This is a genomic window from Enterococcus diestrammenae (assembly GCF_049384045.1).
Taxonomy (GTDB): Bacteria; Bacillota; Bacilli; order Lactobacillales; family Enterococcaceae; genus Enterococcus_C; species Enterococcus_C diestrammenae.
Genome location: NZ_JBMRGR010000004.1, coordinates 1 through 15,527 on the forward strand (window position 1 = coordinate 1; position 15,527 = coordinate 15,527).

Sequence of the window (15,527 nt, forward strand, 5' to 3'; positions counted from 1 at the left end):
GCATTTGGGTACACTGGCAAAGTTGATCATCATAAAAACCCTCCTCATATTTAGCAATAAGCTAAGTATAAAGGAGGAGTGATTGGTAGAAAATGCGTTGGATTATTTCTCGCTTACATTTAAAAGCTACTTTAAGCGATATTCAGTGGGAAAAAATTAAGGCCGACAATGATGGTCATATTTATACGATTCCACAATTTGCTCAGAAAGATGGTACCGTGGATGCGTCAACTAGTTATGGTGGCGAAGCTTTCTGGATTCAAAAACGTGTACTCAAATGGGCGAACTACCCAGAAATTAATACTGTCGAACAGTATTTTGATTTGATCAATAAGTATTTAGCTGAAAATCCTGATACTGATGGTCAAAAAAATATTGGTTTTGAAATCTTATCTGATGACTGGCGTTACTTCTGTTTGGAAAACCCACCGCAATTCTTAGCGGGATATCCAAATGATGGCGCAGCTATTGTCGATCCAGACACAATGGAAGCAAAAGTATATGACAAAATTCCAGAAGCCAAAGAATACTACAAGATTTTGTCTGAACAATTTGAAAAAGGAACGATTGACCCTGAAACCTTTACTGCTAAATATGACCAGTATATTGCAAAATTATCTTCTGGTCGAGTGTTGGGGATGATCGACCAAGGTTGGAACTTCCAATCTGCAAAAGATTCATTGGTTTCTCAAGGGAAAGATGAATTAACTTGGGCACCTCTTGATTTGACTTTGGATGAAAATGTTCAACCACAATACCGAGAAGGTGGCGTCTTGTCTACTCAAGGCGGGATTGGGATTACCACTAGCTGTAAAGATGTTGATGGCGTATTGCAAATGTGGGATGACATGGTTTCTGAAAAAGGGATGATCCTGCGCAACTGGGGCGAAAAAGGCGTTGACTATGAAGTTGACGACGACGGCATGTTCTACCGCACTGACGAACAATGGGCAAATTGGAAAGATACCGATTATGTTCAAAAGAATAGTGTAGCGTTTGGTTATATGCCTGGTTACCGTGGTTACTTGCCAGATGGAAAAAATACAATTTTGCCTTCTGAACAAATCTCTGAATTCCGCAAAACATTATCTGATATCGATAAAGAAGTGTTGGATGCTTACAAAGTAGACAACTGGACTCAAATGGTACGCTTGCAAGATCCAATTCAACCATGGTTCCCAATCTATACAGAACGGAACAAATGGACTTCTTCTGATCCAGCTGGGATTGCTAGTCAAAACATGCAAGAAGTGAAAATGCAATGGTTACCAAAAGTCATCATGGGCGGACCAGCAGCTTACGAACAAAACTGGGAAGATTATATGACTGCTTATGATAGTCAAATCGATTACAAAGCCTTTGAAGATACATTGACTAAAGAAGTGAAACGTCGGGTAGAAATCGAAAAAGAACTAGAAGCAAAAGTTGACAAATAGTCTGCTGTAGCGAGGTGATGGGAGTTGTGAAAATAACAACTCCCACAATCTTGCTTTGCTACATACTCGAAGATTTGGGGGAATAAGAAATGAGCGAAAATTCAACGATGTTAGATTCAAACGAGGGTATTCCAAAAGCAAAACGAAAAACATTTTGGGAACGTATCTGGGCTCAAAAAGATCTGTGTTTACTTTGTCTGCCATTTGTCATTTACATTCTTTTCTTTAATTATGCACCGTTATCTGGCTGGTTGATGGCTTTCCAAAAATACCGTCCTGGTACTGGTCTTTTTGATCAAGAATGGATTGGACTTGAAAATTTCCGAATGTTGTTTGCTGATCCAAACTTTTTACGGGTTGTCCGCAATACTTTGGCAATGAGTTTAATCAATTTGACTTTGAGTTTTGTTTTCTCGATTGGCTTTGCGGTCTTATTGAATGAAGTCAAAAATAAACATTTAAAGAAAATCATGCAAACTGTCTCTTATCTGCCTCACTTTTTATCATGGATTATTGTAACAGGGATCGTGTTGGATGTGCTGAGTACTGAAACGGGGATTATTAACCAACTACTGATGCAATTTAACTTTGTAGACAAGCCAATTAGTTTCCTTTCCGAACCGAAATATTTCTGGTGGATTGTTGGTTTCTCTAATGTTTGGAAAAGTACTGGTTGGGGAAGTATCATCTACCTTTCTGCGATGTCAGCTATCAACGAAGAACTGTATGAATCCGCCGAAATGGATGGTGCCAGCCGCTTGCGGAAAATCTGGCATATCACTTTACCAGGAATTAAACCAACAATCTTTATCCTCTTATTAATCAATATCGGAAATATCCTAAATGCTGGGTTTGAAGTGCAATACTTGTTAGGGAATGGCTTAGTTCAACAAGTTTCCCAAACTATTGATATTTTCGTGTTGAAATATGGGATTAGCTTGAACAACTACTCCTTTGCTACAGCAGCCGGGATTTTCAATGGTGTGATCAGTATCATCTTGATTACATTAGGTAATAAACTTGCCAAAGTTGCTGGCGAAGAAAGTTTGTTCTAATCAGAGGAGGAAAAAAAGATGAAACGAGTTGCGATTTCAGATCGAGTATTCGATATATTTAAGTGGATTTTTCTAATTTTATTCATGTTGGCAACCCTGTATCCAATCTTAAACACCTTAGCAGTCGCCTTTAACGACGGACTAGATGCTTTGCGTGGAGGGATTTATCTGTGGCCACGAACTTTTACCTTGGATAATTTCAAAGCTGTTTTAGCCAAACAATCGTTACTAAACGCAGCTTTTATCTCGGTGGCTCGAACGGTGATTGCTACTTTATCACAATTGTTTTTAACATCATTGTTGGCTTATATCCTTAGCCGAAAAGAATTTATCTTTCGGACGCCGGTTACCTTATTGTTCATCTTCACCATGTATTTGAATGCTGGGATGATTCCTAATTACATGTGGTTGAATAAAATCGGTTTGACGAATACATTTTGGGTTTATATCTTGCCGGGGATGATCAGTGCTTTTAACTTATTGGTTATCCGGACTTATATCCATGGAATCCCTGAAAGTTTAGTCGAAAGTGCCAAAATCGATGGGGCCAGTCATATCCGGATTTTCTGGAGCATTATCTTGCCATTGTGTAAACCAGTGTTGGCAACCGTTGCTTTATTTATCGCTGTTGGTCAATGGAACTCTTGGTTTGATGCGATGTTGTACAACGGCTTTAATGAAAAACTTAGTACGTTGCAATACGAATTGATGAAACTCTTGTCTTCTGTAACAAGTCAAGGGGCCAACGCCAATGATATGCAAAATGCCGCTCAAGCAGGTGGTGGCGGCATGGTGACCCCAACTTCGGTACGGGCAGCTACGACAATCGTCACAGCCTTGCCAATCGTCTGCCTGTATCCATTCTTGCAAAAATACTTTATCAGTGGTCTGACTATTGGTGGGGTTAAGGGTTAATTTAAGGCTTAAAAGAAAGGTTTTAAAAGGTGTTTATTATGGGAAAATCTGGAAATAGTCAAGCGATTATGGACAAGTTGAGTTTGGTAGCCGATTACTTATTGGTAGGCGCGCTCTGGCTACTTTGCTCAGTACCGCTTGTTACGATGGGGGCAGCAACTAGTGCCATGTATCGCACGGTTTATCAATGCATGTTCCAAAAAGAAGGCTATGTCTTAGGGACTTTTTTCAAGGCATTTAAACAGTCCTTTTTCCAAAGTTCATTGATTTGGACGGGGTATCTGGTGTTGGCAAGTTCTTTTCTGCTAAATCGTCAACAACTTGCTGGGAGTTATTCCTTGCTTTCAGATGCTATCCAAATTGTTTTAGGGATTTGTTTGTTGGTTCTCTTGCCCTTGGTGGTGTTGGTATTGGCTTATATTGCTCGTTTTGAAGATCCTTTAAAAATAATTTTACGCAATTGCGGTCTTTTAGCGCTAACCCATCTTGGAAAAATGATCCAAATGCTCGTCTTGTATACCGTAGTGATTGTAGGGATTTGGCTATTACCAGTTTTTGCTCTGGTGTTATTACCTGTTGTAGTGAAAAAAACAGTACCCATTTGTGAAAGCTTATTTGGATTTTGTACCATTGAAAATGTATCATAAGGATTAATTATCAAGATAAATCACATTCAGAAACACGGCAATATTCGAGCTAAATACATTGTAATGCTACTGTTTCCAGAAGCTGTCGGTAAATCCTACAGGCTGTAGTAGCAATGCCAATTTAGTTCGGATATTTTTCTTGCAGAAACGACTACTCTTCTTGTTTGATTAGCTGCATGATTTTGTAGTATATCCCAGTTGATCGTAGCAGAGTATTGTCGGATTGTTTCTTATTGTAAAGTTGAAAGAATGTTGGAGGAAAAAAAATGATTACCCATTCAGAGGCAAAAGTTGAAGCACAAAAAATTGTGGCACAAATGACCATAGACGAAAAAATTGGTCAAATCAATTTCCGCGCCCCAGCCATCCAACGCTTGGGCATTACGGATTATAACTATTGGAATGAAGCCCTTCATGGCGTGGCGCGGGCGGGAGTTGCCACCGTCTTTCCGCAAGCGATTGGCTTAGCAGCAATCTTTGATGATCAGTTGATGGAAGAAATTGCTGGGGTGATTGCTGAAGAAGGCCGTGCAAAATACAACCAGTACCACGCAGAAGGAGACAATGATATCTACAAAGGATTGACATATTGGTCGCCTAATATCAACATTTTTCGGGATCCACGTTGGGGTCGCGGGCAAGAGACTTATGGCGAAGATCCTTATTTGACGTCTCGACTTGGTGTGGCTTTTATCAAAGGCTTGCAAGGGGACGGCCCTTATCTGAAATTAGCGGCCTGCGCCAAGCATTTTGCGGTTCATAGTGGACCAGAAGCGGATCGCCATTCTTTCGACGCGGTAGTGAATGATAAAGATTTGTATGAAACTTATCTACCTGCTTTTGAAGCTGCTGTAAAAGAAGCCGATGTGGAAAGTTTCATGGGAGCCTACAATGCAGTAAACGGGATTCCAGCATGTGTGCACCCCGAATTGTTACAAGATATTTTACGTGGTAAATGGGCGTTTGAAGGGCATGTTGTCTCAGACTTTGGCGCTTTGGAAGATGTTCATGAGCACCATCACTATACTGAAAATGCGGCGCAAACCATGGCCTTGGCGATGAAGATTGGTTGCAATCTATGTGCAGGGAATGTTTCTGATAGCTTGCATCAAGCGTTAGCAGAAGGCTTGGTGACAGAAGCAGAAATTACACAAGCAGTAGTAGAACTTTACACAACTCGCGTTCGGTTGGGTATGTTTGATGAGACCAATCCTTATAATGCTATTCCTTATGAAGCCAATGATAGTAAAGAGCATATGGCACTATCTTTGAAGGCTGCCGAAAAAGCTTTAGTTTTGTTGAAAAATGATGGCATCTTACCGATTAAAAAAGAAAGCGTAAAAAATGTGGCAGTCATTGGCCCAAATGCTCGTAGTATCGAAGCGTTGCAAGGCAATTATTTTGGTGTTGCTTCACGAAATGTGACTTTCTTAGATGGCATTCAAGACTATCTGGAAGATGACGCGCGGGTGTATTATGCGCCGGGGTGTCACTTGTTCCAAGAATATGCAGAATCGACCTTGTCTCGTCCTCATGAGCGAGCATCAGAAGCAATCATCGCTGCCAAACATGCTGATACCGTGGTGATGTGCCTTGGCTTGGATCCGACAATCGAAGGAGAACAGGGAGATTCCGGTAATGTCTACGGTTCTGGTGACAAAGAGACGTTGGGCTTGCCGGCAGAACAGTTTCGCTTGTTAGATCAAATTTTAGCATTGGATAAACCAGTGATTTTGGTAGTGGCAGCTGGTTCAGCAATTTCTCTGTATGGTCGAGAAGAGCATCCAAATCTTCATGCTATCCTTCATGCTTGGTATCCTGGTAGCCAGGGTGGAAAAGCGTTAGCGAAAGTCTTGTTTGGCGAAATTAGCCCAAGTGGTAAATTACCAGTGACATTCTATCGGACCACTGACAATCTACCGGATTTCAAAGATTACGGCATGAAAAATCGGACTTATCGTTACTTGGAGGAAAGTCCTTTGTATCCATTTGGTTACGGTTTGACGTATGGCCAAATTGCTTTGGCTGATCTGCAAGTAGAGACGCAAGAAAAAGACTACTTGATCAAGGGAACCATTACCAATACCAGCGATTGCGCTATGGAAGAAGTACTACAGGTTTATGGTAAAACCGATTCGAAACATGAAACGTTAAATGGTAAACTCGTGGCCTATAAACGGGTAGCATTGGCAGCCGGAGAAACAAAAACGGTGACGGTACCTGTTGCCAAAATCAATCTTACTGTGGTTAATGAAGCGGGGGAACGATTATTTGATGGCGAACAAATTACCTTTACGTTAGGGACAACCGCGCCATGTTCACGGGCTCAAGAATTAGGCCAACCGGTACCACTTGTGGCGACAGTCCCACTTGTGGAAACCGTAGTAATTTAGTAGGAGAAACGGATGAAAACATATACGAATCTTTTTAAAACATATGGTTATAATGAAAATGAAATCCAAGACCGTTTAACGCAAATCTGGGAAGAAATTTTTGTCGGACCGGATAAGGTTTATTTTGAAACAGCAGATGCAGGTTATCTAGTGGATACCGGAAACGATGATGTACGGACAGAGGGCATGAGTTACGGCATGTTGATGGCGGTTCAGTACGACAAAAAGGAAGTCTTTGACCGGCTTTGGCGCTGGGTGATGACTTATATGTATATGGATAGCGGGGAACATGCCCATTATTTCGCTTGGTCGGTCGCTCCTTATGGTCAGAAAAATGCTTATGGACCCGCTCCGGATGGGGAAGAATTCTTTGCCTTGGCGCTGTTTTTTGCAGCCAATCGCTGGGGGGATGGAGAAGGGATATTCAACTACTCTCATCATGCCCGAGAATTGTTGAACTATTGTATTCATAAAGGGACTGAATTTCCTGGCATGCCTATGTGGAACAATGAAAACAAATTAATCAAGTTCATCCCGGAAGTAGAATTTACCGATCCTTCTTATCATGTACCGCATTTTTATGAACAATTTGCTCTTTATGCAGAACCTAGCGACCGGCCATTTTGGAAAGAGGCGGCGAGGGCTAGTCGAAAGTATTTGAAAAAGGCCATTCATCCAGAAACTGGGTTGAATCCAGAATACAGTTGGTACGATGGCAGTCCACAATTGGAAAGTGAACATCCGCATTTCTTTAGTGATGCCTATCGGACAGCCATGAATGTGGCGCTTGATATGCAGTGGTATGGTGAAGATGTTGTACTCAAAGATCGGTTGGCTCATTTGCAACAATTTTTCCATGCACTACCAGCTGGGGCAGAAAATTACATTTATACTGTGGAAGGGGAAAATACTGGAGAAGAAATCTTACATCCAGTAGGCTTGCTAGCAACCTTAGCCGCGGCCTCTCTTGCAAATCCTGAAACAGAAATCGCCCGAGAATTTGTGACACGTTTCTGGCAAACGCCCCTTCGTAAAGGCGTGCGCCGATATTATGATAATTTTTTGTATGCTTTTGCCTTTATGGCTTTGAGTGGTAACTATCGTATTTACTAATTTTTTGACTGGTCAGCAGAGGTATTGAGGAAAATCTCAGACTAGGCTGACCAGTTTTTTACATAGGGAATTTCATTTAGGAGGAATAAATGACGTGTGGCAACGAATCTGGGAATATCAGGAACAGGATTACCGCAGTGCTCCTTGCGAGATTGAACAACAAGTACAAGTAGTGCGAATTCGGTTAAATCATTATGGGGATCAATGGCGTGTATTGTTTTCTAACCTTTATGGCGGAGGGCCGTTAGTGTTTGATAAGGTGACTGCACAGGTGAAATCGGCAGAGCTCGTTGCACGCACACCGGTAGTTCCCCTGACTCTTCATGGAAAGGCGGAAATACAGCTAGCCCCTGGTTGTGAGCAGTTGGCAAGTGATCCTATTTTATTATCAGCTGCACCAGGAGAAGTGTTAGAAATCACTACTTATCTAGCCAAACCGGTGCAACTGACTAGTTTTCTAGTGAGTTATGCTCGTTTGCAACAGGAAGTGCTGAATTATCGTTGGGTTGAGAATTTCTGGACCCAGCCCTTAGATAATTATCAGCTCTTTCAAAAGGCGTTGTGGAATCCACGAATGTACGTTATCTATGGTATTTCGGGCCTACAATTGCAAGGAAACAGTCAGACCCTGATAGCTTTTGGGGATTCGTTGACACAACAGGGATTTTGGACGGATCATTTCAAACAGCGCCTGGTGACAGAAGGCTTTTCACAAGTGGCACTCGTAAATCGTGGTATTGGGGGAAACCGGGTATTGCTAGATACAGATGCTACAGCCGATGACTTTAGCCGTCATGGGCGAGCTGGGGTGAAGCGATTTTTGTCAGACGTTTTTGCGGATGGGCCGGTTAGTGGCTTGATCCTTTTTCATGGTATTAATGATTGTTTGACGATTGGCGAGAGACCTGTCGCTGAGGGATTAGCCGAATTAACCGCGGCTTTTCGTTTTATGATTGAGGAAGCCCATTTGCGGCAAGTGCCAGTGATTGGAGTGACACTTCTTCCTTTCAATCAATCGGCCTTTTACAGTGAAAAGTCCGAAAGTTTGCGTCAAGGATTGAATCATTGGCTGCGTAATAAAGCGCCAATTGATGCACTATGGGACTTTGATCAAGTCGCCGGAGATCCTCAAGATTCTCAAAAACTCTACCAATTATTTGATAGTGGCGACGGGTTGCATATTTCCAGTGTAGGTGGGAATCATTTGGCGGCTGCGGTTGATTTCCAGCAGTTGGCTACGTTACTTGGTATTGATTAAGCGAAAAATGGAGGGGTTCAAATGAAAGTCTTTACTACGTTACTATATGACAACAAACCCAATGTATCCTATACAAGTTATCTTCATGAAGGCTCAGAGGAAATTGATAAAGACCGGCAATTTCCGGCCATGATTATTTGTGGTGGGGGAGCATATCTAGGGATTTCTGATCGTGAAAAAGAACCGGTGGCCTTGCATTATTTGCAAGCCGGTTTTCAAGTTTTTGTATTGGATTATCAAACAGAAGCCACTGGTAATGCGCAATATCCGAATCCACTTTTAGATTTGGCGATGTTGATGAAACAAATTCGCCTGCAAGGGGAAACGTGGCAGATTGATAACGATAAAATTGCCATTATCGGCTTTTCAGCAGGAGCCAATCTTTGTGCTCAATTAGCAACCCATTGGCACAATCGTTGGCTAGCAGAAGGGGTTGGAACCGGCGATAATCAGCTTCTGAAACCCAATGCTGTTATTCTCGCTTATCCGTTATTGGACTTCATTGTCCAAGAAAAATATGCCAATCTAGATCCTCGGATTGACCTAAGTCTCAGCTATACCGACACCACGAAGCGAGATTTTATGCATCATGCCAATAAAGTCTTTTTAGGCAAAGAGTATACAGAAAATCGGATGAAAGAGGCAAGCCCTTATTATTTCTTATCAGGAAAAACACCGCCTACATTCCTTTGGACAACAGCCCAAGATGATCTTGTCTACCCGCAACAATGTTTGCATTATGCTAATAAAATGATGGAACTAGGTGTGCCAGTAGAGTTGCATTTATTTGAAGAAGGGCAGCATGGCCTCTCGTTGGGAACCTACCAAGCATCTGGTGATCCCACGTTGCAAAACGCTGATGTCGCTCAGTGGCAAAATTTAGCTTTACGTTTTTTACACCGGCGTTTCGGTGAATTTTAAAAGAATGAGGAAAACAGATGAAGAAAAGCCTTGAAACAATCCAGAATCCGATTATTCCCTTGGATTATCCAGATCCAGACGTCATTCGGGTGGAAGATACGTATTATATGGTCACCACTACGATGCACTTTATGCCTGGCTGTGAAATTTTACGTTCTTACGATTTATTGCACTGGGAACATGCGGCGTTTGTCTATGAGCGCTTGGATAGTACGGCAGGCCAGCGCTTAGCAGAGGGGAAAGACAGTTATGGCAAAGGAATGTGGGCGGCCTGTTTACGGTATCATGAAGGACGTTTTTATGTCTTTTTTGTCGCCAATGATACCGGCTTGACCTATTGTTATACCGCTGAAAAAATTGAGGGACCTTGGGATAAGAAAATCATTGAAGGTTTCTATCATGATTGTTCCGTGTTGTTTGAAAAGGAACGCGTTTTTATCGTCTATGGAAATAGTAATATCTGGTTGACGGAATTGAAGCCCGATCTCAGTGGCCCGAAAGTTGGGGGCATCCATCGTGTGATTGTCTCAGAAAAAAATCCTCGGTTAGGCTATGAAGGAGCTCATTTTTATCAAATCAATGGCAAGTATTACCTTTTCTTGATTCACTCAGATCCAAAGGTTTGGCGACGGATTGAGGCTTGCTTTGTAGCGGAGGATTTGGAAGGTGAATTTGTCGGCGGTGATGTCTTTAATGATGATAACGGGTATTGCAATCAAGGTATTGCCCAAGGTGGCATCGTGGATACGCCAAAGGGAGACTGGTATGCGATCTTGTTTCAAGATTATGGTGCAGTAGGACGGTTACCCATACTTTTACCAGTAACTTGGCAAGACGATTTTCCAGTTTTTGGTGAGGAAGAAAAGACGCCACAGCAATTTTTTATTACCGACAATCGACCGGAATATGTGTATTCGCCTCTTGTAGGGAGTGATGATTTTAAAACGTTAGCAAAAACGCCTTACCGACTAAAACCGCAATGGCAATTTAATCACGAACCGGACTTGTCTGGCTTCTTATTGGATCCAAAACGTGGCTGTGTGGAATTAACGACGACACGGCTTGCACAATCTGTGACAACGACGCCAAATGTCTTAACACAGCGGATGCGCTATCCAAAATGTGCAGCCACTGTGACAATCGATGGGACAAAAATGAAAGATGGGGATTGTGCCGGATTAGCTGCCTTTCAATCCGCTTATGGTTTTATTGGCTTATCCAAAGAGGAAGGCCAGTATTATCTTGTCATGGAGACCCGTGAACTAGATGATTCCAGTTTGCAAGCAATGCCTAAAGAGGCAACTAGCGGTAAATCCACTCGTATTTTGTGGAAAAGTGGAAAAGTCACGCTAAAGGTAGCCGCTGATTTTCATGAAATGACGGATTTGACCCGGTTTTATTACCAAAATGAAGGGACTTTTTTGCAATTAGGAGAGGCACATCCGGTGGCATTTAAAATGGATCATTTTAGCGGCTGTCGTTTCGGGCTATTTATCTATAATAGGAAAACCATTGGAGGCACTGCGTCGTTTCAGTCCTTTGATTACCAATTTTAGGAAGCGGGATTTGTTAGAAAAGCTCTAGTCCAATTGCTGTTTTGGTGGAAATATGTTATACTGTGTGCTACACGAAAGATATTGTTACGCGAGAAATACAAGGATATTTTTAAGAAATTTGATCCAACTGGCGCAGCTTCAGGGCTGCAAGGGTGTGTTAGTAGGTTATGGGAACACACTGTTTGAATGAGAAATACTTGATTTTAAGTAATAGTCTGATCCAACTTTAGAGTAAAGATATTGAGTAGTTAGATGGCCTTCTTCCGTCAGGGAGAGGGCCATCGTCTATTTTGGGGATGGCATCATCATAAAAGCCGAGTAAAAGAAGCTGATCTGTGTTAGAGAGCAAGGGGGAAAAATAAAGTCCGTCTAGGCCTAATTTTTAAGAAATTACTAACATAATAAAAGTTATTCTACCAACAATGGTGGCGAATTCAAGAAATAAGGAAGGCTAAATATGAACCGGTTCAAAAATATTAGTGGAAGCTATTGCATTTTTTTGAAAGGGTGTTATTATGTGTTTGAACCGGTTCAAATAAAATAGAATTGAGGAGCAACTTATGAAATTCGTAGACAAATTGTCGGAAAAATTATTGCCAATTGTGTCAAAAATCAATGGTCAAAGACATCTGCTGGCAATCCGTGACGCCTTTATTATTACGATGCCACTTGTTATGGCAGCTTCTTTTATGGTCTTATTGAATGCTTTAGTATTTTCCAATGCGACGGTGCAGAAATTTGTTGATTTAAGCTTTTTGTCAGACTTGGCAGTAATTGTCAATAATGGGACGATGAGTATCTTAGCGATTGTGGTCTGTTACAATATCGGGGTTAATTTAGCAAATTACTATATCAAATCCAAAAAAATTGATGATCCTTCCTTCAATGCTGTCCATGCTGGGGTTTTGAGTTTGGCGACGATGTTTATCTTGATGCCAATCAATACCACTGTTACTTTGGCTGATGGCGCAACAGCGGATGTGGCTGGGGTTTTCCCACAAGCATTGACGTCTAGCTCTGGTTTGGCAACAGCGATGATTTGTGCCTTATTGAGTACTGAATTGTTTGTTCACTTAGCCAAATTCAAAAAATTAAAAATCAAGATGCCAGATGGCGTGCCACCAGCAGTTGCCACTTCTTTCAATTCTTTAGTTCCTGAAGTATTGGTAGTTTTAGTTTTTGGGATTTTCGTCTTTGTTTTAAAAACGGCTACTGGGTTGAATGTGCCAGACTTGATTAACTTGGCGATTCAAACCCCATTAAAAGGGTTTGTCTTATCTGTACCGGGGATGCTTTTCTTACAATTCTTCTCCGATTTCTTGTGGGTGTTTGGGATGCATGGGTCAAGTATTTTAGCCCCAATCAAACAAGCGCCAATGTTGCAATCGATTGAAGAAAATATGACTGCTTTCCAAAATCATCAAGCAATTCCAAACATCATTACCGAACCATTTGCCAATGCATTTGGCTTGATTGGTGGTGGGGGCTGTATCTTGCCATTGGTTATCGCAATTTTGTGGGTATCTCGTCGCCGGGATGAACGCCAAATTGCTAAGATGGGGTTGACGACTTGTCTGTTTAATATCACTGAACCAGTCATGTTTGGTTTACCAGTAGTTATGAACCCAATCTTTATGATTCCATGTGCGATTATTCCTTCGATTAACTTAATCATTGCTTATTTTGCTACAAGTGTTGGGCTAATTGGAAAAACCGTTGCCGCAGCACCATGGATTACGCCACCGGTGATTCAATCTGTCATCGCAACAGGGGGCAATCTGATGGCCGGTGTCTTAACGGTAGCCTTAATTGTATTGGATGTCTTCTTGTTCTTGCCATTTGTGATGGCTTCCAATAAAGCTGCCCAAATGAGAGGAGACGAGTTGATTGGGTAAATATCCCTATCAAAATCCTGACTTGACGATTCGCCAGCGAGTTGCTGATTTGCTTGGTCGGATGACGATAGCAGAAAAAGTCGGTCAGGTAAACCAACATCTTTATGGTTGGGAATGTTATGAAAAACAAGCAGATGGCAGTGTCCGTCTAACAGATAAATTTAAAGAACACGTGGCTTGGGGAGGCGGTCTTGGTGCCTTGTATGGCTTATTTCGCGCCGATCCTTGGTCCCAAGTCGGCTTTGATAATGGCATCGCGCCAAAGGATAGTTGGCGTTTAGTAAATCAAGTGCAGGAATATGTCATGAGTCAATCTCGTTGGCAAATTCCCGCCTTGATCGTCGAAGAATGTCCCCATGGTCATCAAGGATTAGGGGGCGTCTCTTATCCTACCAATCTTGGTCGGGGGAATACCTTTAACACGGAGTTGATGGCAGAGTCTAGTCATTTGATGGCTCAAGAACTTGCTGCCAAAGGGGTTCACCTTGCGTTGGTTTCCACCTTGGACTTAGCCAAAGATCCACGATGGGGGCGCACAGAGGAATGTTTCGGGGAAGATCCGATTTTAGCTGCCAAAATGAGTGAAGCGGTAGTGAAGGGGTTCCAAGGGACATTGATTACCGAAAATCAAGCTTATTTGGATCAAACGGTGGCTGAAATTAACAAACAGCCGGGACAAATTGGGGTCGTTTTGAAGCACTGTATTGCTCAAGGAGAAGCTTTAGGTGGGCATAATTCGGGAACGGTTACCATCGGTGGTCGCGAGTTTAACGACGTTTACCGGCCGTTACTTCATAGCACCCGTAATGCGGTAGGTGTGATGGCGGCTTACAATGATGTGGATGGTGTGCCATGCCATATCAATGGGGAGCTTTTCCAAACCATCATGCGCAAGGAAATGGGCTATCAAGGGATCGTCATGGCTGATGGTGTCGCCCTAGATCGACTGGGAGATGTCTTTGACCGGCAAATCGATGGGGCGGCAGCTGCTCTGAAAGCCGGCGTTGATTTGAGCTTGTGGGATCAAACATATCTGACTATCCAGGAAGCAATCGCCTCAAATCTGGCGTCTGAAGCAGATTTAGATGTCGCTTGCGGTCGCGTTTTGGGGATTAAATTCCTATTAGGTTTATTTGAACAACCTTTTGTGGAAGATCCAGGTGCGGCTTTTGATGAATTGATGACTGCTTCCCAAGCCATGAACTTGAAAGTGGCAGCGGAATCTTTAACCTTGGTAAAAAATGATGGCTTGTTGCCTTTGTCACAAAACTTAAATAAAATCGCTGTGGTGGGACCGGCCGCAGATGGCTTATATGAATTGTTGGGAGATTATACGGCACCCCAAGATCCTAAATTAGTAGAGTGTACGATTTTCCATCAAGTGGCCAAAGCTTTTCCTAATGCAGAAGTGGTTTATGCTCAAGGTTGTGAAGCCCGCAATTTGGTAGATCAAGATGCCAAAATGGCAGAGGCTGTGGCTCTTTGTCAAGATGCAGATGGCATTGTCTTAGTTTTAGGTGGTTCTAGTGCCCGCAATTTTGATATGGAATTTTTGAGTAATGGAGCAGTTTCTTCTAAAGGAATTAATATGGATTCTGGGGAAAACGTGGATGTTGCTTCGTTAAGTTTAGGTGGCCGTCAATTGGAATTGCTAGAAGCCTTAGCGGCAACAGGAAAACCAATTGTCAGTGTCATGATCCAAGGGCGTCCGTATGATATTCAACGGGTAGAAGAATTATCCCAAGCAGTCTTGGTGGGATGGTTCCCAGGGCAACAAGGAGGCGCAGCTATCGCCGGGACGTTGGCTGGAGACTTTAATCCTAGCGGTCGTCTAGGCGTTAGCTATCCCTTGAACGCCAATCAATTGCCGGTTTATTATTACCAACGGGCAGCTTCTAAACAAGACAATTACTATGATCAATCAGGGGCACCGCTACATGAGTTTGGTTTTGGTCTGAGCTATACGAAATTTAGCTATGACTACTTGCACGTGACGGCAGATTCTGACACAATAACAGTGAAGGTCTCTGTGACCAATCGTGGCACCTACGCTGGGAGTGAAAGTGTCTTGCTCTTTGTTCGGTTGTTGGGAGGATCTGTCATTCAACGCCACAAATTGTTGAAAGATTTCATCAAAGTGACTTTGGAACCAGGGGAAACTCGTGAGCTGACCCTGCATTTGACCCCTCAACAGCTTACCTATACAGATAGTGATCGTCAGTTGAAACCAGCTGTCGGTTGTCGGGTGTTGGTAGGAAATCTTGAGGAAGAAATCTTTTTTACGAAATAAACTCTTTTAGGCGGTCGGCTGTTGCAGGCCGCCTTCTCTAGCAATTGC

At 42.5% G+C, this 15,527-nt stretch carries 11 protein-coding genes; all 11 read left to right on the plus strand.

The window, feature by feature from the left end:
- Positions 1 to 92: 92 nt before the first annotated feature.
- Entirely contained in the window at positions 93 to 1,436 is a 1,344-nt protein-coding gene (locus ACO03U_RS03975; protein WP_204685677.1) for a type 2 periplasmic-binding domain-containing protein, read from the plus strand.
- Positions 1,437 to 1,525: 89 nt separating this feature from the next.
- The gene (locus tag ACO03U_RS03980; RefSeq protein WP_423104401.1) at positions 1,526 to 2,491 is read left to right on the plus strand and encodes an ABC transporter permease; all 966 of its coding nucleotides are present in this window, start codon (positions 1,526 to 1,528) and stop codon (positions 2,489 to 2,491) included.
- An 18-nt stretch (positions 2,492 to 2,509) separates the two neighbouring features.
- Positions 2,510 to 3,406, plus strand: coding sequence for a carbohydrate ABC transporter permease (locus tag ACO03U_RS03985; RefSeq protein WP_141873754.1), 897 nt, complete (start codon positions 2,510 to 2,512; stop codon positions 3,404 to 3,406).
- A 38-nt stretch (positions 3,407 to 3,444) separates the two neighbouring features.
- The gene (locus ACO03U_RS03990; protein ID WP_204685679.1) at positions 3,445 to 4,053 is read left to right on the plus strand and encodes a DUF624 domain-containing protein; all 609 of its coding nucleotides are present in this window, start codon (positions 3,445 to 3,447) and stop codon (positions 4,051 to 4,053) included.
- A 266-nt stretch (positions 4,054 to 4,319) separates the two neighbouring features.
- The gene (locus tag ACO03U_RS03995; protein WP_204685681.1) at positions 4,320 to 6,446 is read left to right on the plus strand and encodes a glycoside hydrolase family 3 C-terminal domain-containing protein; all 2,127 of its coding nucleotides are present in this window, start codon (positions 4,320 to 4,322) and stop codon (positions 6,444 to 6,446) included.
- Between the two features lie 12 nt (positions 6,447 to 6,458).
- Positions 6,459 to 7,559 (plus strand): family 8 glycosyl hydrolase, encoded by a 1,101-nt coding sequence (locus ACO03U_RS04000; protein WP_204685683.1) that lies wholly within the window; start codon positions 6,459 to 6,461, stop codon positions 7,557 to 7,559.
- Between the two features lie 94 nt (positions 7,560 to 7,653).
- Positions 7,654 to 8,817 carry a GDSL-type esterase/lipase family protein gene (locus ACO03U_RS04005; RefSeq protein ID WP_161868224.1) on the plus strand — a complete coding sequence of 388 codons (1,164 nt, stop codon included), beginning with the start codon at positions 7,654 to 7,656 and terminating at the stop codon, positions 8,815 to 8,817.
- A gap of 21 nt (positions 8,818 to 8,838) precedes the next feature.
- Entirely contained in the window at positions 8,839 to 9,738 is a 900-nt protein-coding gene (locus ACO03U_RS04010; RefSeq protein WP_161868223.1) for an alpha/beta hydrolase, read from the plus strand.
- Between the two features lie 17 nt (positions 9,739 to 9,755).
- Positions 9,756 to 11,294, plus strand: a complete 1,539-nt coding sequence (locus ACO03U_RS04015) for a glycoside hydrolase family 43 protein (protein WP_204685691.1) — start codon at positions 9,756 to 9,758, stop codon at positions 11,292 to 11,294.
- A 560-nt stretch (positions 11,295 to 11,854) separates the two neighbouring features.
- Positions 11,855 to 13,189 carry a PTS sugar transporter subunit IIC gene (locus ACO03U_RS04020; RefSeq protein WP_161868221.1) on the plus strand — a complete coding sequence of 445 codons (1,335 nt, stop codon included), beginning with the start codon at positions 11,855 to 11,857 and terminating at the stop codon, positions 13,187 to 13,189.
- The gene (locus ACO03U_RS04025; RefSeq protein WP_204685693.1) at positions 13,182 to 15,479 is read left to right on the plus strand and encodes a glycoside hydrolase family 3 C-terminal domain-containing protein; all 2,298 of its coding nucleotides are present in this window, start codon (positions 13,182 to 13,184) and stop codon (positions 15,477 to 15,479) included. Before ACO03U_RS04020 ends, ACO03U_RS04025 begins: the two co-directional genes overlap by 8 nt.
- Positions 15,480 to 15,527: the final 48 nt, after the last annotated feature.